The 20,941-nt window shown below is 66.1% G+C and carries 20 protein-coding genes and 1 tRNA gene; 14 read left to right on the forward strand and 7 right to left on the reverse strand.

The genetic code is table 11. The features are described 5' to 3' along the window. Nucleotides 1–64 precede the first annotated feature (64 nt). The 3 genes from G0A00_RS04230 to G0A00_RS04240 all read right to left on the reverse strand — a co-directional run bounded on the left by G0A00_RS04230 (nt 65) and on the right by G0A00_RS04240 (nt 3,310). On the reverse strand, nt 65–895 hold the full coding sequence (locus tag G0A00_RS04230; RefSeq protein WP_164182101.1) for a patatin-like phospholipase family protein: 831 nt from the start codon (nt 893–895) through the stop codon (nt 65–67). A gap of 99 nt (nt 896–994) precedes the next feature. Further along, nucleotides 995–2,170, reverse strand: coding sequence for an acetyl-CoA C-acetyltransferase (locus tag G0A00_RS04235; RefSeq protein ID WP_066104286.1), 1,176 nt, complete (start codon nt 2,168–2,170; stop codon nt 995–997). Between the two features lie 192 nt (nt 2,171–2,362). Further along, the gene (locus G0A00_RS04240; protein ID WP_235953088.1) at nt 2,363–3,310 is read right to left on the reverse strand and encodes an EAL domain-containing protein; all 948 of its coding nucleotides are present in this window, start codon (nt 3,308–3,310) and stop codon (nt 2,363–2,365) included. 251 nt (nt 3,311–3,561) lie between these two features. On the opposite strand from G0A00_RS04240, the gene rpsD reads away from it, so the two are divergent. Then, nucleotides 3,562–4,182, forward strand: a complete 621-nt coding sequence (gene rpsD / locus G0A00_RS04245; protein ID WP_066104289.1) for a 30S ribosomal protein S4 — start codon at nt 3,562–3,564, stop codon at nt 4,180–4,182. Nucleotides 4,183–4,302: 120 nt separating this feature from the next. Here the strand turns inward: rpsD and G0A00_RS04250 are convergent, their stop codons facing one another. Then, complete coding sequence (locus G0A00_RS04250) at nt 4,303–4,926, reverse strand: TetR family transcriptional regulator C-terminal domain-containing protein (RefSeq protein WP_164182104.1); 624 nt, start codon at nt 4,924–4,926, stop codon at nt 4,303–4,305. A gap of 217 nt (nt 4,927–5,143) precedes the next feature. On the opposite strand from G0A00_RS04250, the gene G0A00_RS04255 reads away from it, so the two are divergent. From G0A00_RS04255 to G0A00_RS04285, 7 genes are all read left to right on the forward strand, one after another. Further along, a complete protein-coding gene (locus tag G0A00_RS04255; RefSeq protein ID WP_368667663.1) occupies nt 5,144–6,394 on the forward strand; it encodes a Zn-dependent hydrolase in 1,251 nt (416 codons plus the stop codon). A 101-nt stretch (nt 6,395–6,495) separates the two neighbouring features. Further along, entirely contained in the window at nt 6,496–7,947 is a 1,452-nt protein-coding gene (hydA, locus tag G0A00_RS04260) for a dihydropyrimidinase (RefSeq protein ID WP_164182106.1), read from the forward strand. 82 nt (nt 7,948–8,029) lie between these two features. Next, nucleotides 8,030–8,836, forward strand: a complete 807-nt coding sequence (locus tag G0A00_RS04265) for an ABC transporter ATP-binding protein (protein WP_235953092.1) — start codon at nt 8,030–8,032, stop codon at nt 8,834–8,836. A 321-nt stretch (nt 8,837–9,157) separates the two neighbouring features. Continuing rightward, on the forward strand, nt 9,158–9,589 hold the full coding sequence (locus tag G0A00_RS04270; protein WP_164182108.1) for a GNAT family N-acetyltransferase: 432 nt from the start codon (nt 9,158–9,160) through the stop codon (nt 9,587–9,589). Continuing rightward, the gene (locus G0A00_RS04275; RefSeq protein WP_066104306.1) at nt 9,586–10,446 is read left to right on the forward strand and encodes an ABC transporter permease; all 861 of its coding nucleotides are present in this window, start codon (nt 9,586–9,588) and stop codon (nt 10,444–10,446) included. Before G0A00_RS04270 ends, G0A00_RS04275 begins: the two co-directional genes overlap by 4 nt. Beyond that, entirely contained in the window at nt 10,443–11,285 is an 843-nt protein-coding gene (locus G0A00_RS04280) for an ABC transporter permease (RefSeq protein WP_164182110.1), read from the forward strand. The genes G0A00_RS04275 and G0A00_RS04280 overlap by 4 nt, the downstream gene beginning before the upstream one ends. Nucleotides 11,286–11,354: 69 nt before the next feature. After that, the gene (locus G0A00_RS04285; protein WP_164182112.1) at nt 11,355–12,347 is read left to right on the forward strand and encodes an ABC transporter substrate-binding protein; all 993 of its coding nucleotides are present in this window, start codon (nt 11,355–11,357) and stop codon (nt 12,345–12,347) included. A gap of 224 nt (nt 12,348–12,571) precedes the next feature. On the opposite strand, the gene G0A00_RS04290 is transcribed toward G0A00_RS04285, so the two are convergent. Next, nucleotides 12,572–12,946, reverse strand: coding sequence for a hypothetical protein (locus G0A00_RS04290; protein ID WP_164182114.1), 375 nt, complete (start codon nt 12,944–12,946; stop codon nt 12,572–12,574). 79 nt (nt 12,947–13,025) lie between these two features. On the opposite strand from G0A00_RS04290, the gene G0A00_RS04295 reads away from it, so the two are divergent. Beyond that, nucleotides 13,026–13,757, forward strand: a complete 732-nt coding sequence (locus G0A00_RS04295; protein WP_066104318.1) for a Crp/Fnr family transcriptional regulator — start codon at nt 13,026–13,028, stop codon at nt 13,755–13,757. 1 nt (nt 13,758) lies between these two features. Here G0A00_RS04295 and G0A00_RS04300 read toward each other — a convergent pair whose 3' ends face one another. Then, nucleotides 13,759–14,781: a LacI family DNA-binding transcriptional regulator gene (locus tag G0A00_RS04300; RefSeq protein ID WP_066104321.1), complete on the reverse strand. Its 1,023-nt coding sequence runs from the start codon at nt 14,779–14,781 to the stop codon at nt 13,759–13,761. Between the two features lie 135 nt (nt 14,782–14,916). On the opposite strand from G0A00_RS04300, the gene G0A00_RS04305 reads away from it, so the two are divergent. Then, a tRNA-Arg gene (locus tag G0A00_RS04305) sits at nt 14,917–14,993 on the forward strand. Nucleotides 14,994–15,043: 50 nt separating this feature from the next. On the opposite strand, the gene G0A00_RS04310 is transcribed toward G0A00_RS04305, so the two are convergent. Further along, nucleotides 15,044–15,487 (reverse strand): ion channel, encoded by a 444-nt coding sequence (locus G0A00_RS04310; protein WP_164182115.1) that lies wholly within the window; start codon nt 15,485–15,487, stop codon nt 15,044–15,046. A 139-nt stretch (nt 15,488–15,626) separates the two neighbouring features. Between G0A00_RS04310 and G0A00_RS04315 the strand changes: the two genes are divergently transcribed. The 4 genes from G0A00_RS04315 to G0A00_RS04330 all read left to right on the forward strand — a co-directional run bounded on the left by G0A00_RS04315 (nt 15,627) and on the right by G0A00_RS04330 (nt 20,908). Further along, nucleotides 15,627–16,514, forward strand: coding sequence for a LysR family transcriptional regulator (locus G0A00_RS04315; RefSeq protein ID WP_066104327.1), 888 nt, complete (start codon nt 15,627–15,629; stop codon nt 16,512–16,514). A gap of 75 nt (nt 16,515–16,589) precedes the next feature. Continuing rightward, on the forward strand, nt 16,590–17,300 hold the full coding sequence (locus G0A00_RS04320) for an ABC transporter ATP-binding protein (RefSeq protein ID WP_164182116.1): 711 nt from the start codon (nt 16,590–16,592) through the stop codon (nt 17,298–17,300). 4 nt (nt 17,301–17,304) lie between these two features. After that, nucleotides 17,305–19,665, forward strand: coding sequence for an FtsX-like permease family protein (locus tag G0A00_RS04325; protein WP_164182117.1), 2,361 nt, complete (start codon nt 17,305–17,307; stop codon nt 19,663–19,665). A 4-nt stretch (nt 19,666–19,669) separates the two neighbouring features. Beyond that, nucleotides 19,670–20,908 (forward strand): efflux RND transporter periplasmic adaptor subunit, encoded by a 1,239-nt coding sequence (locus G0A00_RS04330; protein ID WP_164182118.1) that lies wholly within the window; start codon nt 19,670–19,672, stop codon nt 20,906–20,908. The last annotated feature ends 33 nt before the right edge of the window (nt 20,909–20,941 follow it).

Raw genomic sequence — 20,941 nt, forward strand, 5'->3', positions numbered from 1 at the left:
GTCGTGATTTGAAAGCTTGTTATATTTTTGTTAATTTTTGAGTAACTTTGTTGCGCAGAAGTTTTCAGCTGTCCAGCATTTGTTGTGCGTCACGGGCGCCTTGTGCCCAAGTGTCGCGCAATTTCTGCGGGTCGGTGAAGTCGATCTTGTCTGCGGCGGTCTCTTGCGAGGGCCAGAGGTAGTGGCGGCCCTCCACCTCGGGCAGACGCTTATACTCGCGGGTGAGCAGCACCATCGTCTCGCCCTCGTTCGGCTCTGGCAGCGGAGCCTGATCGGCCATGCCGCCATCGACGACCCGGCGTCCCTCCCAAAGCGGCGGCTCGAACACCGGGGGGATCACCGCAGCGGCGCAAATCAGCTCGACGAGGCGGCCCTCGCGGGCGGCGGCATTGGCATCAATGAGATTGGCGGTCAGGCCCATCTTCTCGGCCCAGTTGAAATGCGGCGAGCCGACGAGATGCAGCTCGGCCTCATAGGCGGCGGCGAGCGCGGTGCCGGTCATCGTCGGCAGCGGCGTTTCCGGCGGGTGGGCGATGAGAATCTGCAGCTGCGGACCCTCGGCGATCTTGCGCGCGGCCTCAGCGTCGATGACCTCTGCGACCACCTCGCAGTAAAGCTCTTGATGCGGGGTGATTCCGTTTTCGTCGGGGCGCAGCAGGTCGATATTGCTGTCCTGCTTTTCGAACGCGGCACACATGCGGTCGAGCAGCCGCTCCTCGATCCCGGCGATATAGGCACTGGAGGCGAGCGCGCCGCCGCTGACCCCGGTGATGCGCTGCGGGGTGGGGCGCTCGCGGTGCCGGCAAAGCTCGGTCATGAAGCCGCCCTGCCAGAAGCAGCGCAGCCCGCCGCCGGAAAAGACGATCTGCGCGGGGTCGCGGGGAATCCGCGGCATGTGTGGACCTGTCGTCATGGCCGCCTTTCGTGTCCTGAGTGTGGGCACGTGTGCCACGGGCGCCGGGCTGACGGGGTCAGCGGCGCCCGCGGCGATAGCTCAGTCGCGCTCGACGCAGAGGGCAACGCCCATGCCGCCGCCGATGCAGAGCGTTGCGAGGCCCTTCTTGGCGTCGCGGCGCTGCATTTCAAAGAGCAGCGTGTTGAGAATGCGCGCGCCCGACGCGCCGATCGGGTGGCCGATGGCGATGGCGCCGCCGTTCACGTTCACGATCGCCGGATCCCAGCCCATGTCCTTGTTCACGGCGCAGGCCTGCGCGGCAAAGGCTTCGTTGGCCTCGACCAGATCGAGGTCCTCGGGCTTCCAGCCTGCCTTCTCCAGCGCCTTGCGCGACGCGTGGATCGGACCAACGCCCATGATCGACGGATCGAGCCCTGCGGTGGCATAAGAGGCGATGCGCGCCAGCGGCTGGATGCCGCGCTTCTCGGCGTTCTCGGCGCTCATCAGCAGCACACCGGCGGCGCCATCGTTGATGCCCGAGGCGTTGGCCGCGGTGACCGAGCCGTCCTTGGTGAAGGCCGGGCGCAGTTTCTGCATGGCTTCGATCGTGGCGCCGTGGCGGATGTACTCATCCTTGTCGACGGTGATGTCGCCCTTGCGGTGCTTGACCACGAAGGGGATCACCTCGTCGTCGAACTTCCCAGCGTTTTGCGCAGCTTCGGCCTTGTTCTGCGAGGCGACGGCGAATTCATCCTGCTGCTCGCGGCTGATCTGCCACTGCTCGGCGACGTTTTCGGCGGTCTGGCCCATATGGTAGCCGTTGAACGCGTCCCACAGGCCGTCGCGGATCATCGTGTCGATATATTTGACATCGCCCATCTTGTGACCGGCGCGCAGATGCGCGGCGTGGGGCGAGAGGGTCATGTTCTCCTGACCGCCCGCGGCGACGATATCGGCGTCCCCCAGCAGGATGTGCTGGGCACCCAGCATGACGGTGCGCAGGCCCGACCCGCAGACCTGATTGATCGACCATGCGGCGCTTTCCTTGGGCAGACCGGCATTGATATGCGCCTGACGCGCCGGGTTCTGGCCCTGCGCGGCGGTCAGCACCTGACCGAGGATGGTCTCCGAGACCTCTCCCTTCTCGATTCCGGCGCGTGCCACCAGCGCCTCGAGCACGGCGGCCCCCAGATCATGCGCAGGTGTATTGGCAAAAGCGCCGCTAAAGCTGCCGACGGCGGTACGTGCGGCAGACGCGATTACGACATTGGTCATGAAGTTCTCCCTCCAAGCAAAGCGTGCAGTCGGAGTGCCCGTCCGCCGCCCTCGTGGCGGGGTCAGGGGCTCCGCGTATTGGCCTCACCGTTGTTGATAACGCGGGGATCTGCAACTGCACAGAGGCAGCTTCACGGTTTTGCGCGTGATAGCGCAATTCGTCGCAGTTTCAGAGGGTAGGGCGGGATCGTCCTAACGGTTCACGGAACCGCTCCGGCCCGCAACGTTTTGGGCGGCACTCTCTCGCCAGTCCGGACTGACGGTGGGAGCGCCGTAGAAATACCCCTGCAGGCAGTCGATACCGCTGGCGGCGGCAGTTTGCGCGTCCTCCAGCGACTCGACCGATTCGGCGACGGTGAACATGTCGAACTCTTCGGCGATGGCGACGATGGCACGCGCCAGAACCTGATTGTCGGGATCGCGGGCGATGCCGCGGATGATCTGGCCGTCGATCTTCAGGATGTCGAAGGAGAAGCGTTTGAAATGGCGCAGCGCGGTCTGCCCTGCGCCGAAGTCATCCATGGCGAAGGTGATGCCGCGGCGGTGCAGGTCGGCCATAAAGCCGATCACCAGTTCCGGCAGCAGCATGGCCGAGCTTTCGGTAATCTCGAGGATCAGCCGCTCTGCCACGGTAGGATCGGCGTTGATCCCCTTCTCCAGCACCTGCATCCAGCGCCGATAGCCGATCGAGCGGGCGGACATATTGATCGCAAGGCGCAGATCCGGGGTGCGGATCAGCTCTGCAAGGCCCTGTTCCAGCGCGATGCAGTCCAGCAGGCGGCCCTCCTCGCGTTCTTCCATCTCGAAGATGAACTCGCGCGCGGGGACGATCCGGCCGGTTTCGTCCATGACCCGCAGCATGGCTTCGTGAAAGGCGATCTGCTCTGTCGCGGCGGCGCGCACCACGGGCTGGAAGACCAAGAGCACCTGCCGATGGCGGATCGCCTCGCGCACGCGCTGCAGGATGTCGCGATCCCGCAGGTCCGTCGCTGTTGCAAGCAGATCGGTGGGCGGGGCTTTCGCCGCCTTGCGCGGGGCGGCGGGAAAGCTGGCGATCTGGGCGCCCATTTGGTTTCGTTGCGCCGCCTTTCGCCGCTTCGCCCCAAACGGCGCGCCGCGCTCTGCGTCTGGTTTTGTCATCACGCTCTCCTGTCGCCGTCCTTGTCATGCTGCGCGCAGAGGGGTTAATTCCCGGCTAAGCCCGGCCCGGCGCAGAGCTGCATGGCGAAATTGGCCGGGAAAAGCGGGCAGGGCAGGTTTGGCCTGTTGACTCCCCTGCCAAAGCCCATATAAGCGCGCGCTCATTGGTGTTGGTGGCCCCCGCAAGGGGATGCCTGTCGGCCTTCGGGCAGGAGGACAACGCCCTTCGCAACTTATGAAGGAGATCAGCCGTGACCAAACGCACGTCTGCCAAGTACAAAATCGACCGCCGCATGGGCGAAAACATCTGGGGCCGTCCGAAGTCCCCGGTGAACAAGCGTGAATACGGCCCCGGCCAGCACGGTCAGCGCCGCAAAGGCAAAATGTCGGACTTCGGTCTGCAGCTGCGCGCCAAGCAGAAGCTCAAGGGCTACTACGGCGACATGACCGAGAAGCAGTTCCGCCGCATCTTCGCAGAAGCAGAGCGGATCAAGGGCGACACCGGTGAGCTGCTCATCGGCCTGCTCGAGCGCCGTCTCGACGCCGTTGTCTACCGCGCCAAGTTCGTGCCGACCGTCTTCGCAGCGCGTCAGTTCGTGAACCACGGCCACGTGCTGGTGAACGGCAAGCGCGTGAACATCCCCTCCTACCGTGTGAAGGAAGGCGATGTGATCGAGGTCCGCGAGAAGTCGAAGCAAATGACCGTCCTGCTGGAAGCTGTTCAGCTCGCAGAGCGTGACGTGCCCGACTACATCGAGGCAGACCACTCCAAAATGTCCGCGACCTTCGTGCGCACCCCCGGCCTCGCCGACGTGCCCTACGCGGTTCAGATGGAACCGAACCTCGTCATCGAATACTACGCACAGAACTAATCCTTCTGTCCGTACGATGTTGGAAAGGCCGCGCTGCAAAGCGCGGCCTTTCTGCTTTCTGCGTCGTGCTGTTCGCCGCCGCTCGATGAGTGGGTGAGAGGGGGCCTCAGCCCCCAGCCCTCAGCCTTCTGGCGCGAGGATCTTGCGGAACACCGTTTCCACATGGGCGTTCGCGGCGGCCCAGCCGGGCTCTTCGTCGGGCACCAGAACCCGCACCTGCGTGTCGAAATCCGCGAAATGCTGGGTCAGCGCCCAGATCGACATGATCAGCTGCTGCGGATCCTGCCGCGCCAGCTTGCCGCTCTCCATCCAGCCCGCGATCAGCGCACATTTCTCGTCAAACAGCGGTTTCAGGTCGCTTTGCAGATGCGGCAACATGCGCGGCGCGCCCTGAATGATCTCGGTGGCGAAGAGCCTGCTTTCGCGCGGATACTGGCGGCTCATCTCCATCTTGCGCCGCACGTAGCCGAGAATCTCCTCCATCGGCTCGCCCTCGGGGTTCATCTCGCGCAGCGGGTCGAGCCATTCGGTCATCAGCGCGTTGAGCAGGGCGACGTGGATCGCTTCCTTGCTGTCGAAATAATAGATGAGATTGGGCTTCGACATGCCCGCCGCCTCGGCGATCCGGTCGAGCGTGGCGCCGCGAAATCCGTTTTGCGAGAATTCGTCCAGCGCCGCCTCCATGATCTTTCGGCGGTTTCGGATCTGGATCCGGCTGGGCTTTTTCGCGGGAGAAACGGGCATCCGGTTCCTGACTTGCTGTTTTTGCGGGCGCATCTGCCCGTTCGTTGTGCATATGCTGCGACTGTCGGAAGGGCACTTCGCGGAACCCTCCGGGGCGCATTGCAATCGTGCCTTTACCAAACGGTAAAAAACACGCGGGAGACGCGCAAGCGCCTCATTGCAGGACATGCACATCGCAGGACAAGGCGACGAGGACAAGACTATGGCGGCACAGGGTATCGCGGCACAGGGCAAGAACCTTCGGATCAATGGCGATCGGCTGTGGGACAGCCTGATGGAGATGGCCAAGATCGGTCCGGGCGTGGCGGGCGGCAACAACCGCCAGACGCTCACCGACGAGGATGCCGAAGGCCGCGCGCTGTTTCAGCAATGGTGCGAAGCGGCGGGCATGACCATGGGGCTCGACGAAATGGGGACGATGTTCGCCACCCGCGCGGGCGAAGACCCCGAGGCGCTGCCGGTCTATATGGGCTCGCATCTCGATACCCAGCCCACGGGCGGCAAATACGACGGCGTGCTCGGCGTGCTTGCGGCGCTGGAGACGGTGCGCACGATGAACGATCTGGGGATCAAGACGAAGCACCCGATCGTCGTCACCAACTGGTCGAACGAGGAAGGCGGGCGCTTCGCCCCGGCGATGCTGGCCTCCGGCGTCTTTGCCGGGGTGCATGACCTCGCGTTCGCCTATGGACGCAAGGACCTCGAAGGCAAAACCTACGGCGAGGAGCTGGAACGCATCGGCTGGAAGGGCGACGAGACCGTCGGCGACCGCAAGATGCACGCCTATTACGAGTTGCACATCGAACAGGGACCGATCCTCGAGGCCGAGGGCAAGGACATCGGCGTGGTCACCCATTGTCAGGGCCTGTGGTGGCTCGAATTCACTCTGACCGGCCGTGCCGCGCACACCGGCTCCACGCCGATGGACATGCGGATCAACGCCGGGCTTGCGATGAGCCGCATTCTCGAGATGGCGCAGGAGGTGGCCATGGCCGCGCAGCCGCACACGATGGCGGGCGTCGGCCAGATGACCTTCGAGCCCAACTCGCGCAATGTGCTGCCCGAGAAAGTGATCTTCACCGTGGATTTGCGCTCGCCCGATCAGGCCAAGCTCGACGGGATGCGGGCCGAGATCGAGAAGCGCGCGCCCGAGATCTGCGCCGAGTTGGGCGTTGGCTGCGCGGTGGAGGCGGTGGGCCATTTCGACCCGGTCACCTTCACGCCAGAGCTTGTCGGCAATGTCCGCGCGGCCGCCGAGGCGCTGGGGTACTCGCATATGAATATCGTTTCTGGCGCCGGGCACGATGCCTGCTGGGCCGCCAAGGTCGCGCCGACCACGATGATCATGTGCCCCTGCGTCGGTGGCATCTCGCACAATGAGGCCGAGGAGATCTCGAAGGACTGGGCGACGGCGGGCACCGACGTGCTGCTGCATGCGGTGCTGGAGACGGCGGAGGTCGTGGGCTGAAGCGGGGCGCTGCCCCGTCCGCGGCCCGGGGGCCGCGGACTCCCCGGGATATTTTCGCCAAGAGGAAGCCCGGACCCGCGCTAGACGACAGGGAGAGAGACATGTCCACGGTGATCAAAGGCGGCACGATCGTCACCGCCGATCTGAGCTACGAGGCCGATGTGCTGGTCGAACACGGCCGGATTGCCGAGATCGGTGCGGACCTGAGCGGCGATGAGGTGCTCGACGCCTCGGGTTGCTACGTGATGCCCGGCGGGATTGACCCGCACACCCATCTCGAGATGCCCTTCATGGGCACCTATTCCGCCGATGATTTCGACAGTGGCACCCGCGCCGCGCTGGCGGGCGGCACCACCATGGTTGTCGACTTCGCGCTGCCGTCGCCGGGGCAGGGGCTGCTGGACGCGCTGCAGATGTGGGACAACAAGGCGGGCCGCGCCCATTGCGACTATTCCTTCCACATGGCGGTGACATGGTGGTCCGAGCAGGTCTGGCAGGAGATGCAGCAGGTGGTGGATCGCGGCATCACCACCTTCAAGCATTTCATGGCCTACAAGGGCGCGCTGATGGTGAACGACGACGAGCTTTTCGCCTCGTTCCGCCGCTGCGCCGAACTGGGGGCAATCCCGCTGGTGCATGCCGAGAATGGCGACGTGGTGGCCGAGCTTTCGGCGCGGCTGCTGGCCGAGGGCAATACCGGCCCCGAGGCGCATGCCTATTCGCGCCCGCCGCAGGTCGAGGGCGAGGCGACGAACCGCGCCATCATGATCGCCGATATGGCGGGGGTGCCGCTCTACGTGGTGCATGTCAGCTGCGAAGAGAGCCATGAGGCCATCCGCCGCGCGCGGCAGGCGGGCAAGCGGGTCTGGGGCGAGCCGCTGATCCAGCATCTGACGCTCGATGACAGCGCATATGCGAGCCCTGACTGGGATCACGCCGCGCGCCGGGTGATGTCGCCGCCGTTTCGCAACAAGCGCCATCAGGACAGCCTCTGGGCCGGGCTGGCGGCGGGCTCGCTGTCCTGCGTTGCCACCGACCATTGCGCCTTCACCACCGAGCAGAAACGCTACGGGCTGGGGGATTTCACCAAGATTCCCAATGGCACCGGCGGGCTCGAGGACCGTTTGCCGATGCTCTGGACGCAGGGCGTGGTGACGGGGCGGCTGACACCGCAGGAGTTCGTCGCGGTGACCTCGACCAATATCGCCAAGATCCTCAACATCTACCCGCGCAAGGGGGCGATCCTCACCGGCGCCGACGCCGATATCGTGGTGCTCGATCCCAAGCTGGAGAAGGTGATCTCCGCAGGCAGCCAGCAATCGGCCATCGACTATAACGTCTTCGAGGGCATGAAAGTCAGCGGCCTGCCACGGTTCGTGCTGAGCCGCGGTCGGGTCTCGGTGACCGAAGGCGCGATGAGCTCGCAAGAGGGCCACGGGCAGTTCGTCGCCCGCCCACCCTCGGGGCCGGTCAATCGGGCACTCAGCGCGTGGAAAGACCTGACCGCGCCGCGCCCGGTGGCGCGCGGCGGCATCCCCGCCAGCGGCGTCTGAGCGTGGCCGGGAAAGAGGGACGGCAAGGAACTGGGCAGGGGGCCGCCAGACGCCTCCGCCGGAAGAACAGGGAAGGCAAGAGATGAGACAGACACAAGCGGTCCATGCGGACATGCCGCCGGTGATCTCGGCGCAGGGGCTGAACCTCGTGTTCGAGACCGGCGACGGCCCGGTGCAGGCGCTGAAAGACGTCGATCTGAAGATCGGCAAGGGCGATTTCGTCTCGTTCATTGGCCCCTCGGGCTGCGGCAAGACCACCTTCCTGCGGGTGATGGCCGACCTCGAGACGCCGACCTCGGGCACGGTGCTGGTCAACGGCGTGACGCCGGAAGCCGCCCGCAAGGCCCGCGCCTATGGCTATGTGTTTCAGGCCGCGGGGCTCTACCCGTGGCGCACGATTGGCGGCAACATCCGCCTGCCGCTGGAGATCATGGGCTATTCGAAAGCCGATCAGGCCGAGCGGGTGCAGCGCGTGCTGGATCTGGTCGAGCTGTCGGGCTTCGCGAAGAAATACCCCTGGCAACTGTCGGGCGGGATGCAGCAGCGGGCCTCCATTGCCCGGGCTCTCGCCTTTGATGCGGACATTCTGCTCATGGACGAGCCCTTCGGGGCGCTTGACGAGATCGTCCGGGATCACCTCAACGAGCAGCTTCTGGCGCTCTGGGCGAGGACCCAGAAGACCATCTGCTTCGTCACCCATTCGATCCCCGAGGCGGTGTATCTGTCGACCAAGATTGTCGTCATGTCGCCGCGCCCGGGCCGGATCACCGACGTGATCGAGAGCCCGCTGCCGAAAGAGCGCCCGCTGGATATCCGCGACACGCCGGAATTCCTCGAGATCGCGCACCGCGTGCGCGAGGGGCTGCGGGCGGGGCATGCCTATGACTGAGCTACCTGTGACTGAGGTGCCTATGACTGAGCTGCCAGTGACTGATGCCCGAGTGATCGACACGCAAGCGGCACCGCACACAGCCCGCGCTGCGACCCGGAGCGCGCCGCTTTTGCGCCGCGCCCCGGTGCCGCCCCGCAGATTGTCTCGGAACGCGGGCTCCCCCTTCATCGTTCGCGGTCATCGGCTCGCCAGCCTGTACCGCTTGGCCATGGGAGCACTCAAACCTTTCATTGTTCTTAAAATACGCATGGCACCGACCTTGGGTGAGGGCGCGCTGTTTGCGTATTTGCGGAACAATGAAGCAGCGGGGGCGGCGCCATGACCGATCTTCAGGTAAGGCGCGCGGGCGAGGCCGACATTCCGGGCTGCGCCGCGGTGGTCAACGGCTGGATCGACGCGACGCCTTGGTTTCCGCGGATCTTTTCGGACAGCGAGATCGAAGGGTTCATCCGCGAGGCCTTTCCGGAGCGCGAGATCTGGGTGAGCGGAGACCCGATCGAGGCCTATCTGTCGCTCGACCCTGCCACGCTGAAGATCGGCGCGCTCTATTGCGCGCGGACCGGGGCGGGGCTGGGCAAGGCGCTTCTGGATCGCGCCAAGGAAGGGCGCGAGAGGCTGTGGTTGCACACTCATGCGCCGAACCTTGCCGCGCAGCGCTTCTACCGCCGCGAGGGCTTCGTCGAAACGGGCCGTATCGCGCCGGAGCCGCCGGAGACCGTCGAGGAGATCAGCATGGAGTGGACGCGATGAAGAAGATCGTTCCCGTTCTGACTGTCGTGCTGGCCATCGTGGTGATCTGGTACGCGGCGGCGGTCATGCTCAACAAACAGTGGGTGCTCGATCAGGCGGCGCGGCAGGAGCAGGTGCTCACCTCGCCGCAGCTGATCGCTGCCACATGGTCACAGGAAAAGCCCAAGCTGCCGGCGCCGCATCAGGTGGCGGGTGAACTTTGGGACACGGTGGCGATGAAAAAGCCCAGCTCGAAGCGCAGCCTCGTCTATCACGCCTGGGTGACCATGAGCGCCACGGTGCTGGGCTTTGGCCTTGGCACGTTGCTGGGCTTCGCGCTGGCGCTGGGCATCGTCTACAACCGGGTGATGGACATGTCGGTGATGCCTTGGGTGATCGCCAGCCAGACCATCCCGATCCTCGCCATCGCGCCGATGATCATCGTGGTGCTCAACGCCATGGGGCTGTCGGGGCTGCTGCCCAAGGCGATGATCTCGATGTATCTGTCGTTCTTCCCGGTGGTGGTGGGCATGGTGAAGGGGCTGCGCAGCCCCGACCGTATGCAGCTTGACCAGATGCGCACGTGGAACGCCTCGCGCGGGCAGGAGTTTCTGCGCCTGCGGCTGCCCTCGTCCATGCCATACCTCTTCACGTCGATGAAGATCGCCATGGCGGCAAGTCTTGTGGGGGCGATCGTTGGCGAGCTTCCGACGGGGGCGGTCGCGGGCCTTGGGGCGCGGCTGCTGGCGGGCAGCTACTATGGGCAGACCATCCAGATATGGTCGGCGCTGCTGATGGCAGCGGCGCTGGCGGCGGTGCTGGTGGGGCTGATCGGGCTTCTCCAGCGGGTGACACTCAAGCGCATGGGGATGGCATGATCTGGATCGTTCTGGGGCTGATCGTCTGGGCGGCGGGCCTCGCGCTCAATGTCCGCCTGTCGAGGCGCAAGGGCAGCCGCTGGGCGGCGCTGGCGGTGCCGGTGATCTTCGGGCTCACGCTGATCTTTGTCTGGGAGGCGGTGGTGCGCGGATTCGGCATCTCGCCGGTGCTGCTGCCCGCGCCTTCGGCGGTTGCCCTGCGCTTTGCCCAGTCGGGCGGCGTGCTGTGGGAGGACTTCGTGCAAACCGTGCTGAAGGGCGCGCTCTCGGGCTACATCCTCGGCTGCGGCGCGGCGCTGGTGACGGCGGTGATCGTCGACCGGTTCGACTTCCTGCGGCGCGGGCTGCTGCCGGTGGGCAACTTCGTGGCGGCGCTGCCGGTGATCGGTATCGCGCCGATCCTCGTCATGTGGTTCGGTTTCGACTGGCATTCGAAGGCGGCGGTCGTGGTGGTGATGGTGTTCTTCCCGGTGCTGGTCAACGCGGTCGAGGGCCTTGGCGACACCAGCGCCATGCAGCGCGATCTCATGCGCACCTATGCCGCCAGCTACTGGACATCGCTGTGGAAGCTGCGGCTGCCCGCGGCGCTGCCCTTCATCTTCAACGGGCTGAAGATCGCCTCCACCCTCGCTCTGATTGGCGCCATCGTGGCCGAGTTCTTCGGCTCGCCGATCCGCGGCATGGGGTTTCGTATCTCCACCAGTGTCGGGCTGCTGCAGCTTGACCTCGTGTGGGCAGAGATCGTGGTGGCCGCGCTTGCGGGCTCGGCCTTCTACGGCGGCGTGGCGCTGATCGAACGCGCCGCGACCTTCTGGCACCCGTCGCAGCGGGGCCAGTGAAGACGACCAGTGAAGACGACCAATGAAAACGAAAAGACCAAGAAACGCGCAACGCAACAGGAGTGTATGATGACCAAGTTTACTGCATGGGGGATCGCTGCCGCGATGGGGCTCGCCGCGGGCGGCGCACAGGCCGCCGACGAGCTGACGCTGCAGCTCAAATGGGTGACGCAGGCGCAGTTCGCAGGCTACTACGTGGCGGCGGAGCAGGGCTTTTACGACGAAGAAGACCTCGACGTGACGATCAAGCCGGGCGGTCCCGACATCGCGCCGGTGCAGGTGCTGCTGGGCGGCGGGGCCGACGTTATGGTCGACTGGCTGCCTTCGGCGCTGGCCGCGCGCGAGAACGGCGCGCCGATCGTCAACATCGCCCAGCCCTTCAAATCCTCGGGCCTGATGCTGACCTGTCTCAAGGAGCATGGCATCGAGAGCCCCGAGGACTTCCCCGGCCACACGCTGGGCACGTGGTTCTTCGGCAACGAGCTGCCGCTCTATTCGTGGATGTCCAAGCTCGGCTATCCGACCGATGGATCCGAGGGTGGGGTGACCATCCAGAAGATCAACTTCAACGTCGACCCGCTGCTGCAAAAGCAAGTCGAATGCGCCACCACCATGACCTACAACGAGTACTGGCAGGTGATCGACGCGGGGCTGACGCCCGATGATCTGGTGGTCTTCAAGTATCAGGACGAGGGTATCGCGACGCTTGAGGATGGTCTCTACACCACCGAAGAGAACCTCGAGGATCCCGAGATGGTCGACAAGCTGACCCGCTTCGTGCGCGCCTCGATGAAGGGCTGGAAATGGGCCGAGGAAAATCCTGACGAGGCCGCTGAAATCGTGCTGGAAAACGACGCCACGGGCGCACAGACCGAAAAGCACCAGAAACGCATGATGGGCGAAGTGGCCAAGCTGACCGCGGGCTCGAACGGCGCGCTTGATCCGGCGGACTTCCAGCGCACCGTCGACGTGCTGATGAGCGCCGGTGCCGATCCGGTGATCACCAAGGATCCGGGCGAGGCGGCTTGGACCCATAAGATCAGCGACGCCGCGCTGCAGTAAGCGCAAAGCCTCGGCAATGAAAATGGGGGTGGCGCCAGCGCCACCCCTTTCTTCATAAAATCACTGCGTTTTTTTGACCGGGGGATACGGAACCAATACTCCGTGCATTGAACCGCGGCACTCATCAAAAGACGCCCCGACTCCTAAGGGCGTCTGGTGACGGCGCGGTGACGCGGATGTAACGGTGTGATGACCCTATGATGAAGCTGGCCTTGGAGCGGGGCTCAGGCCGGGCGCGCGCGCTTCAACACCTGCATCAACTGGCTGCTGTTGAACGGGCGCTGCAGCACCTCATAGGGGCAGGCTTCGCCCGCTTCCTCGGCGGCATCGCCAGCCAAGGCAATGCGGGTGCCCTTCTCGCGCAAAAGCCTGCCGAGCGGGCTTTGCGGCACATCGTCGGGCGGCATCTGCAGCAGCGCCACAGAGACGCTGGGCTCGGCCAGAACCATCAGAAGGGCCGCTTCGGGGGTCTGTGCGCAGAGCACGCGCGCTTCGGGCGCGCTCTCGGAAATGCTTCGGGCAACATCTTCGGCCACAAAGGGGTCACTCAGCAGCACGAGAAAACCCGGCCCGGTGTCGGGCGTGTCGTCGGGAATCATTCGCGGTCTCCTCTCGCTGGGCGCAATGTGGAACCAGATGGGGGTGGCGCGCATTAATCTGTGACATAGGAGAGCCCTCATGCGTCAGATTTCCTGCGAACACTGCCCGCTGCGCCGCAAGTCGCTGTTCCGTGCCTTCGAAGACGACGAACTGGCCTTTATGAAGGGCTTCAAAGCCGGTGAGCTGACCGTGGATCGCGGCTCGCATCTGATGATCGAAGGCGCACCCTCGCCGCAAATCTTCACTGTGCTCGAAGGCATGGGTCTACGTTACAAGACATTGGAGAACGGCCGCCGACAGGTGATCAATTTCCTGCTGCCGGGTGATTTGGTGGGGCTTCAGGCCGGGCTGCTGGGCGAGATGAAACATTCGGTGCAGGCCACCAGCGAGATGCGGCTGTGCGTGTTCAACCGCTCGGACCTCTGGGCGCTGTATCGCAAGCAGCCGTCGCTGGCCTACGATGTGACGTGGATCGCTGCGGCGGAAGAACATTTCCTTGGCGAGACGGTGGCGACGCTGGGCCAGCGCGATGCAACACAGCGCGTGGCTTGGGCGCTGCTGAAGATCTACAGCCGACTTTCTGACCTCGGGATCGGGCAGGGGCCGCGCGTGCCGATGCCCTATCGCCAGCAGGACCTAGCCGACGCGCTCGGCCTGTCGCTGGTGCACACCAACAAGACGCTGGCCAAGCTGCGCAGCCGCAAGCTCGCCGAATGGAACGACGGCGAGCTGCATATCAGCGACGTGGAGAAACTCGCGGACTTGGCGATGACCGACACCGAAGAACCGGCGCGGCGACCGCTGCTTTAGGTCAGCGGCGCAGCGTGTCGCCATAGGCGATCTTGGGGGTCAGCTCGACGATGCTCTCGTACTCGGCCTCGGGGTTTTCGACCCGTGCGGCGATGATCTGCGCCGCCTTGCGGCCAATCTCGGCGCGGTGCGCATCCATCGTGGCCAGCTGTCGCGGCAGACCCTGCAGCAGCTCGACCCCATTGAACCCGGCAAGCCCGATCTCGGCAGGAATATCGCGGCCCTGTTCCATCAGGTAGAGCAAGCCGCCCGCCCCGATCATGTCGTTCGAATAATAGAGGAAATCGATCTCGGGCTCGCGTTCCAGAATGGCCTGCGTCATCTCGCGGCCCTTCTTCAGCGCCGAGCCGCCAGAGTAGAACTCCTGATCCACCACCTCGACGCCGCTCTTGGCAAGCGCCTCGGTGAACCCCTCGAACCGCTTCCGCGCGCGGTGGTCGAGCGGCATCTTGGTGCCGAGAAAGCCGATCTTCTGGTAGCCCGCGCGCAGGATCGCCTTGGCCATCTCGCGGCCTGCCCGGCGGTGTGAGATGCCGACGGCGCAATCCACCGGCTTGCCATCGATGTCCATGATCTCGACCACCGGAATGCCGCTGGCCTTCATCATCGCCTTGGAGGCTTCGGTGTGTTCAAGCCCGGCGATGATCACGCCGGACGGGCGCCACGAGAGCATCTCGTAGAGCACCCGCTCTTCCTTTTCGGGCATATAGTCGGTGACGCCCACCACGGGCTGCAACTCGGTGTCTTCGAGCACCGAAGAGATGCCCGCCATCACTTCGGGGAAAACCATGTTGCGCATCGAGGGGATGATCACCGCGACGAGATTCACCCGCTGGCTGGCCAGCGCGCCTGCGATCTTGTTGGGCACATAGCCAAGCGCCTTGGCGGCTTCGAGCACCTTGGCGCGGGTCGCTTCGGACACGTCGCCCCGGTTGCGCAGCACGCGGCTCACGGTCATCTCGGAGACGCCGGAGGCTTCGGACACGTCGCGCAGGGTGAGGGGGCGGGGATCTGTGTCGGCCACGGCAGGCTCCTCCAATACTCTAAATACCTGAATGTTAGCCTTTCTGTCAGGGCATACAAGCACAAGCCCACGGCGTGGCGGAATTTCCGCTTGCGTGGTGACAACCGGTCGCGCCCACGCTAAGGGAGGGGCGTCGGTCCCGTGGCTCAACTGGATAGAGCAGCCCCCTCCTAAGGGGCAGGTTGCAGGTTCGAATCCTGCCGGGATCGCCACCTTCCCAAGATCGCGGCGTGGTCGTGCTAAACTGCCGTACCAGGGCGTTTCAGCCCTCGCGGCTTTGCTCGTATTCCCCGACGAATTGTTGCCTGCACGCGCCGTAGAGATAGCTCGCCGACCAGGTCAGAACCATGAATCCGGCGAGGGCCTGCATCATCGCGACGATGCGCAGCGGCCCGGTCACCTTCATGCCGGTCTGGCCGAGCGTTGTGAAATTCATCCCGGAAAAATAGACATAGTCGTTCCATGTGCCACTGAAGCCGCCGCCAAAGGCTTCGGGATAGAGGGTCCGGTGCAGCGCAAGGTAAACACCGCCCCCGGCCAGAATCTCGATCAGGTGGATCAGGGCCAGCAGGCCAAAGACGGTGATCGGCAGCGCCTTGCTGCTGCGCAGGCGGTCCGGCACGCTGGACGTCGCCAGTACCAGAAGCGCGTGGTGAAGGCAGGCGGTCAGCAGCATGAAGGCAATGCCGATGAGGTAGGCGGTCATGGTAACTCCCTTGGATCGCGCGGTTGGTCGCACGCCAAGACAATGTTCCGCGCGCCGTGCAGTTCCTTGCGGGCAGAGGATTGCGCCGCCTGCATTGAGAGGCGATCATGATGAAAATGCGCAATTTCGATAGGCAATCATGATCCCCAAGCTGGAGATGTTCATCGCGCTCGCCCGGGAGCAGCACTTCGGTCGCGCGGCGGTCAGCCTCGGTATCACCCAGCCGACGCTGTCCACCGGCATCCGCCAGCTTGAGGAACAACTGGGCGTCAAGCTGGTGCAGCGCGGGTCTCGCTTTGGCGGGCTGACCCCCGAAGGGCAGCGCGCTCTGGTCTGGGCGCGGCAGATTGTCGGCGACACCCGGCGGCTGCGCGACGAGATGCGCGCCTCGCGCGAGGGGCTGGCCGGGCATCTGCGGCTGGCGGTCATCCCGACCGCGCTGACATGGGCGTCGACGCTGGCCGCGCAGTTCAACCGGCGCCACCCCCGCGTCACTTTCACCGTGCTGTCGCGCGCCTCGGCTGACATCCTGTCGATGCTCGACGATCTCGAGATCGACGCGGGCATTTCCTATCTCGACAACGAGCCGCTGGGCCGCGTCACCACCCGCCCGCTCTACCGCGAGGCCTATCGGCTGGTGTGCCGCGACGATCATCCGCTGGCGGGGCGGGCCGAGCTGTCATGGCGCGAGTTGGCCGGGCTGAACCTATGCCTGCTGACGCCCGAAATGCAGAACCGGCGGATCATAAACCGGCAGTTCATGGAAGCCGGGATCGAGCCCAGTTCGGCGATCGAATCGAACTCTACCGTGGTGCTGGTGAGCAACGTGCTGATGGGCGATTGGGTGACGATCCTGCCCACCGACCTTGCGACCTTCCTTGCCGAGGGCAAACCGCTGGCGCTGGTGCCGATGGCCGAGGACAGCCGTGCGCATGAGGTCGGGCTGATCGCGCCGTGGCAGGAGCCCTATACCCCGGTGCTGCAGGCGCTGCTCGACGAGGCGAAGGGGCTGGCGCGTCCGGGCTGACGCGGCGCCATTTGATCCGTCTCAAGACAGACGCGCGCCCTCTGCCTTAGGCTGGTGCCGAAAGAGGGAGGCGCCGTGACAGAGCAGCCGATCTACCGTGTCGAAGGGCTCACCCGTGTCTACGGGGACGGGGCCTCTGCCGTGCATGCGCTGCGCGGCGTCGATCTCGTGCTGCCGCCCGGAGAGATCAGCGTGCTGCTAGGACCCTCGGGAAGCGGCAAGTCGACGCTTCTGAACATTCTCGGCGGGCTCGACCGCCCCAGCGCGGGGCGGGCTTGGTTCCGGGGCGAGGACCTGACGCAGATGCCCGACCGCACGCTCACCCGTTACCGGCGTGACCACCTTGGTTTCGTCTTCCAGTTCTACAACCTGATGCCCTCGCTCACCGCCGAAGAGAACGTGGCGCTGGTGACCGAGATCGCGCCCGATCCCATGGCCCCCGCCGAGGCGCTGGCGATGGTCGGGCTCGAGGCGCGCAAGGACCACTTTCCAAGCCAGATGTCGGGCGGCGAGCAACAGCGCGTGGCGATCGCCCGCGCCGTGGCCAAACGCCCCGAGGTGCTGCTTTGCGACGAGCCGACCGGTGCGCTCGACAGCGCTACCGGGCGCGAGGTTCTGGGGGTTCTGCAGCATCTCAACCGCAGCCTCGGCACCACGGTGATGATCGTCACCCACGCCGCCGCCACCGCTGCCATGGCGCATCGGGTGATCCGCTTTGCCGATGGCGCGATCCGCGAGGTCGAGATGAACCACGCGCCGCGCCCGGCGGAAGAGATCGTGTGGTGACCGGATGAGCGCGCTCGACCGCAAGCTTTCGCGCGATCTGTGGCGCATGAAGGGGCAGGCGGCGGCCATCGCCGTGGTCATGGCTCTGGGCGTGATGATGCAGGTGATGATGGCCGGGCTGGTTGATACGCTCGATGAGACGCGGCGCGGCTATTACGAGCGCTACCGCTTCGCCGAGGTCTTTGCGCCGGTGACCCGCGCGCCGCGCCACGTGCTGCATCAGGTCACCGCGCTGCCCGGCGTGGCGCGGGCCGAGGGGCGCATCGCCGGTCTGGCGCGGATCGAACTGCCGGGCCGCGCGGTGCCGGTCTCTGCCGAGGCGCTGTCGCTGCCCGACCACGGCGCTCCGGTACTCAATGCCATCCGTCTGCAGCAGGGGCGCATGTTCGCGCCCGGCGCGCCCGAGGAGGTGGTGCTGCTCGACAGTTTTGCCGATGCGCATGGGCTGCACCCCGGCGACCGGCTGCAGGTGGTGATGAACGGCGCGCGCCGCGGCCTGCGCATCACCGGGCTGGCGCGTTCGCCAGAGTTTCTCTACGCCGCCGCGCCGGGCGAAATGGTGCCCGATGACGCGCGCTTTGCGGTGCTGTGGATGTCGGAGACCTCGCTCGCCGCGGCCTACGACATGAAGGGGGCCTTCTCCGAGATCATCGTGACGCTGACCCGGGGCACGGACCCGCGCGGCGTGATTGCAGCGCTCGACCGGGTGCTGAAACCATGGGGCTCGGCGGGGGCCTATGACCGTCAGGACCAGTTCTCGCATCGTTTCGTGTCGGAAGAGATCAGCGGGCTGCGCGACACCGCGGGGGCGATCCCGCCGGTGTTTCTGGGCATCGCGGCCTTCCTTCTGAACATCGTCATCGCCCGCATGGTGCAGGCCGAGCGCGAGGAGATAGGGCTGCTCAAAGCCTTTGGCTACCGCGGGGCAGAGATCGGCGGGCATTACATGAAGCTGGTGCTGGTGATCGCCGTCGCCGGCGCGCTGCTGGGCGCGGGGCTGGGTATCCTCGGCGGGCGCGGGATGGTGCAGCTCTACCTGCAGTTCTTCAAGTTTCCCTTCCTCGTCTTCCGGCTCGATCCCGCCGCACTGGCGCTTGGGCTGGCGGTGAGCGTGCTGGCCGCCGCGGCGGGCGGCGCGGTGGTGCTGCGCCGGATCTTCGCGCTGCAGCCCGCCGAGGCGATGCGCCCGCCAGCCCCCGCCGACTACCGCCGCGCGGGCCGCTGGGCCGGGGCGCTGAGCCTCTTCGATCAGCCGACCCGCATGGTGATCCGCCGCTTCACCCGCACGCCGTTCCGGATGCTGGGCGCGGTGGTGGGCATCACCTTCGGCATGGGGCTCTCGGTGGCGATGCTGACCATCCACGCCGGGTTCAATCAGGCGGTGGCGATGAGTTTCGACGTGCTCGACCGCTCCGAGGCGAGCGTCACCTTCACCCACGCGGTGTCGGAAAAGACCCTGCTGGAGCTTGCCCGGCAGCCCGGCGTGCTGCGGGCCGAGGGCGCGCGTATGGTGCCGGTGGTGCTGCACAATGGCCGCGCGAGCTATCGCGGTGCCATCACCGGGCTGCCGCCCGATCCCGCGCTGGTGCGGGCGCTGACGCCGAATTTGCAGCCGATCGCCCTGAACGGGCCGGGGCTGGTGCTGAGCCATGCGCTGGCGGGCACGCTGAGCGCTCGGCTGGGTGACGTGCTGACCGTCGAAGTGCGCGAAGGTGCGCAGCCGGTGCTGCGCCTGCCGGTCACGGGCGTGTCAGAGACGGTGCTGGGCGCGCCGGCCTATATGTCGCTCGACGCGCTGGGACGGGCGCTGTTCGAGCCGCGCCGCATCTCGAGCGCGGCGCTGCGGCTTGATCCGGCGCAGGCCGAGGCGGTGCAGATCTGGCTGCGCGGCCTGCCGGTGGTGGCGGGCGTGAGCCTCAAGGCCGAGGCCCGCGAGGCCTTTGAGCGGGTGATGAACCAAGGCACCGGCGCGACGCGCTTCGTGATGGCGGCGGTGGCCTTCACCATCACCTTCGGCATCATCTACAACGCCGCCCGCATCGCACTCGCGGAGCGGGCGCATGACCTTGCCAGCCTGCGGGTCATCGGCTTTTCCAAGGGCGAGGCCGCCTATGTGCTGCTGGGCGAGCTGGGCTTGGTCACGCTGCTGGCGCTGCCCTGCGGCGCGCTGCTGGGCTGGGGCATCGCGCATCTTCTGGCGGCGGCCTATTCGTCCGACCTCTACACGATTTCGGTGGTCTTCGATCCTGCCGCCTTCGGCTTCGCCGCGCTTGTGGTGATCGCCGGGGCGGTGCTGTCGGGGCTGCTGGTGAAACGCGACGTGGACCGCGCCGATCTGGTGGCGGCGCTCAAGACACGGGACTGATCTCATGGCTCTCAATCACACACGCACGCGCACCCGTCTGATCCTTGGCCTTGGCCTTGCGCTGCTGCTCGGGGTCGCGCTGGCAGCCGCCTTCTGGCCGCGCCCGGTGCTTGTCGATCTTGGCGCGGTCACCCGCGGGCCGCTGGTGGTGACCATCGATGAAGAAGGCAAAACCGAGGTACGCGATGTTTACGTGGTGACCACGCCCGTCGCCGGTCGGCTGCTGCGGGTGCAGGCGATCGACGGCGATGCGGTGGCGCAGGGCGATACGGTGGCGCATATGCGCCCCGCCGCACCTTCGGTGTTGGACCTGCGCACCCGCGAGCAGGCGCGGGCCGCGGTGGCTGCCGCGCAGGCGGCGCTGCTGCAGGCCAAGGCCGAGGTCAGCGCGTCGCAGGCCGACGTCGAACTGGCGGTCTCGGACCACGACCGGGCCAAGGCGCTGGCGGCACGGGGCACCATCTCGACCGCCGCGCTGGATCAGGCGCGCACGGCAGCGCTGGCGGCGCAGGCGCGGCTCGAGACCTCGCGCGCGGCGGTGGCCATGCGCGAGGCGGAGCTGGCCAATGCGCAGGCGCAGCTCATCGGCTTCGACGATCAGGGGCTGGCCGAGGCGCTGGCCGAGGTCGGGGCGAGCGACATCCCGCTGCGCGCGCCGGTGGACGGGCGCATCCTGCAGGTGGTCGAGCAGTCCGAGACCTCGCTGGCTGCCGGGGCGCCGGTGCTGGAGATCGGCAATATCGCGCAGGACCTGCAGGTGGCGGTGGATCTGCTGTCGTCCGACGCGGTGCAGGTGCGCCCGGGCGCGCGGGCGCTGCTGGAGGATTGGGGCGGGCCGGGCGCGCTGGATGCCGAGGTCGAGCGGATCGCGCCGCTGGGCACCACCGAGGTCTCGGCGCTGGGGGTCGAGGAGCAGCGGGTGCGGGTGATCCTGCGCTTCACCGCGCCGCCAGAGGCGCGTGCGGCGCTGGGGCATGGCTATCGGGTGTTGGCGCGTATCGTGACTTGGGAAGATCAGGACACGCTGCAAATCCCGCAAAGCGCGGCCTTCCGCGCAGGTGCGGATTGGGCGGTCTTCCGGGTCGAGGAGGGGCACGCCGTACAGGTGCCCGTCACGCTCGGGCAGGGCAATGGCATCGAGGTGCAGGTGCTGGAGGGGCTGAGCGAGGGCGATGAGATCGTGCTCTACCCGCCAGCGGAGCTGACGGGCGGCGATCTGGTCGCGCAGCGTCAGGCGGGGTGATGCGGGCCGGCTGAGAAGCGGCCAGACAACGAA

Source organism: Salipiger sp. PrR002, assembly GCF_010500775.1.
Classification (GTDB): domain Bacteria; phylum Pseudomonadota; class Alphaproteobacteria; order Rhodobacterales; family Rhodobacteraceae; genus Salipiger.

Bases quoted from the DNA above. Each gene is read 5' to 3' on its own strand.
- G0A00_RS04230 (WP_164182101.1), bottom strand. From the start codon at position 895: ATGCCGCGGATTCCCCGCGACCCCGCGCAGATCGTCTTTTCCGGCGGC.
- G0A00_RS04235 (WP_066104286.1), bottom strand. From the start codon at position 2,170: ATGACCAATGTCGTAATCGCGTCTGCCGCACGTACCGCCGTCGGCAGC.
- G0A00_RS04240 (WP_235953088.1), bottom strand. From the start codon at position 3,310: ATGACAAAACCAGACGCAGAGCGCGGCGCGCCGTTTGGGGCGAAGCGG.
- G0A00_RS04250 (WP_164182104.1), bottom strand. From the start codon at position 4,926: ATGCCCGTTTCTCCCGCGAAAAAGCCCAGCCGGATCCAGATCCGAAAC.
- hydA (WP_164182106.1), top strand. From the start codon at position 6,496: ATGTCCACGGTGATCAAAGGCGGCACGATCGTCACCGCCGATCTGAGC.
- G0A00_RS04265 (WP_235953092.1), top strand. From the start codon at position 8,030: ATGAGACAGACACAAGCGGTCCATGCGGACATGCCGCCGGTGATCTCG.
- G0A00_RS04270 (WP_164182108.1), top strand. From the start codon at position 9,158: ATGACCGATCTTCAGGTAAGGCGCGCGGGCGAGGCCGACATTCCGGGC.
- G0A00_RS04275 (WP_066104306.1), top strand. From the start codon at position 9,586: ATGAAGAAGATCGTTCCCGTTCTGACTGTCGTGCTGGCCATCGTGGTG.
- G0A00_RS04280 (WP_164182110.1), top strand. From the start codon at position 10,443: ATGATCTGGATCGTTCTGGGGCTGATCGTCTGGGCGGCGGGCCTCGCG.
- G0A00_RS04285 (WP_164182112.1), top strand. From the start codon at position 11,355: ATGACCAAGTTTACTGCATGGGGGATCGCTGCCGCGATGGGGCTCGCC.
- G0A00_RS04290 (WP_164182114.1), bottom strand. From the start codon at position 12,946: ATGATTCCCGACGACACGCCCGACACCGGGCCGGGTTTTCTCGTGCTG.
- G0A00_RS04295 (WP_066104318.1), top strand. From the start codon at position 13,026: ATGCGTCAGATTTCCTGCGAACACTGCCCGCTGCGCCGCAAGTCGCTG.
- G0A00_RS04310 (WP_164182115.1), bottom strand. From the start codon at position 15,487: ATGACCGCCTACCTCATCGGCATTGCCTTCATGCTGCTGACCGCCTGC.
- G0A00_RS04315 (WP_066104327.1), top strand. From the start codon at position 15,627: ATGATCCCCAAGCTGGAGATGTTCATCGCGCTCGCCCGGGAGCAGCAC.
- G0A00_RS04325 (WP_164182117.1), top strand. From the start codon at position 17,305: ATGAGCGCGCTCGACCGCAAGCTTTCGCGCGATCTGTGGCGCATGAAG.
- G0A00_RS04330 (WP_164182118.1), top strand. From the start codon at position 19,670: ATGGCTCTCAATCACACACGCACGCGCACCCGTCTGATCCTTGGCCTT.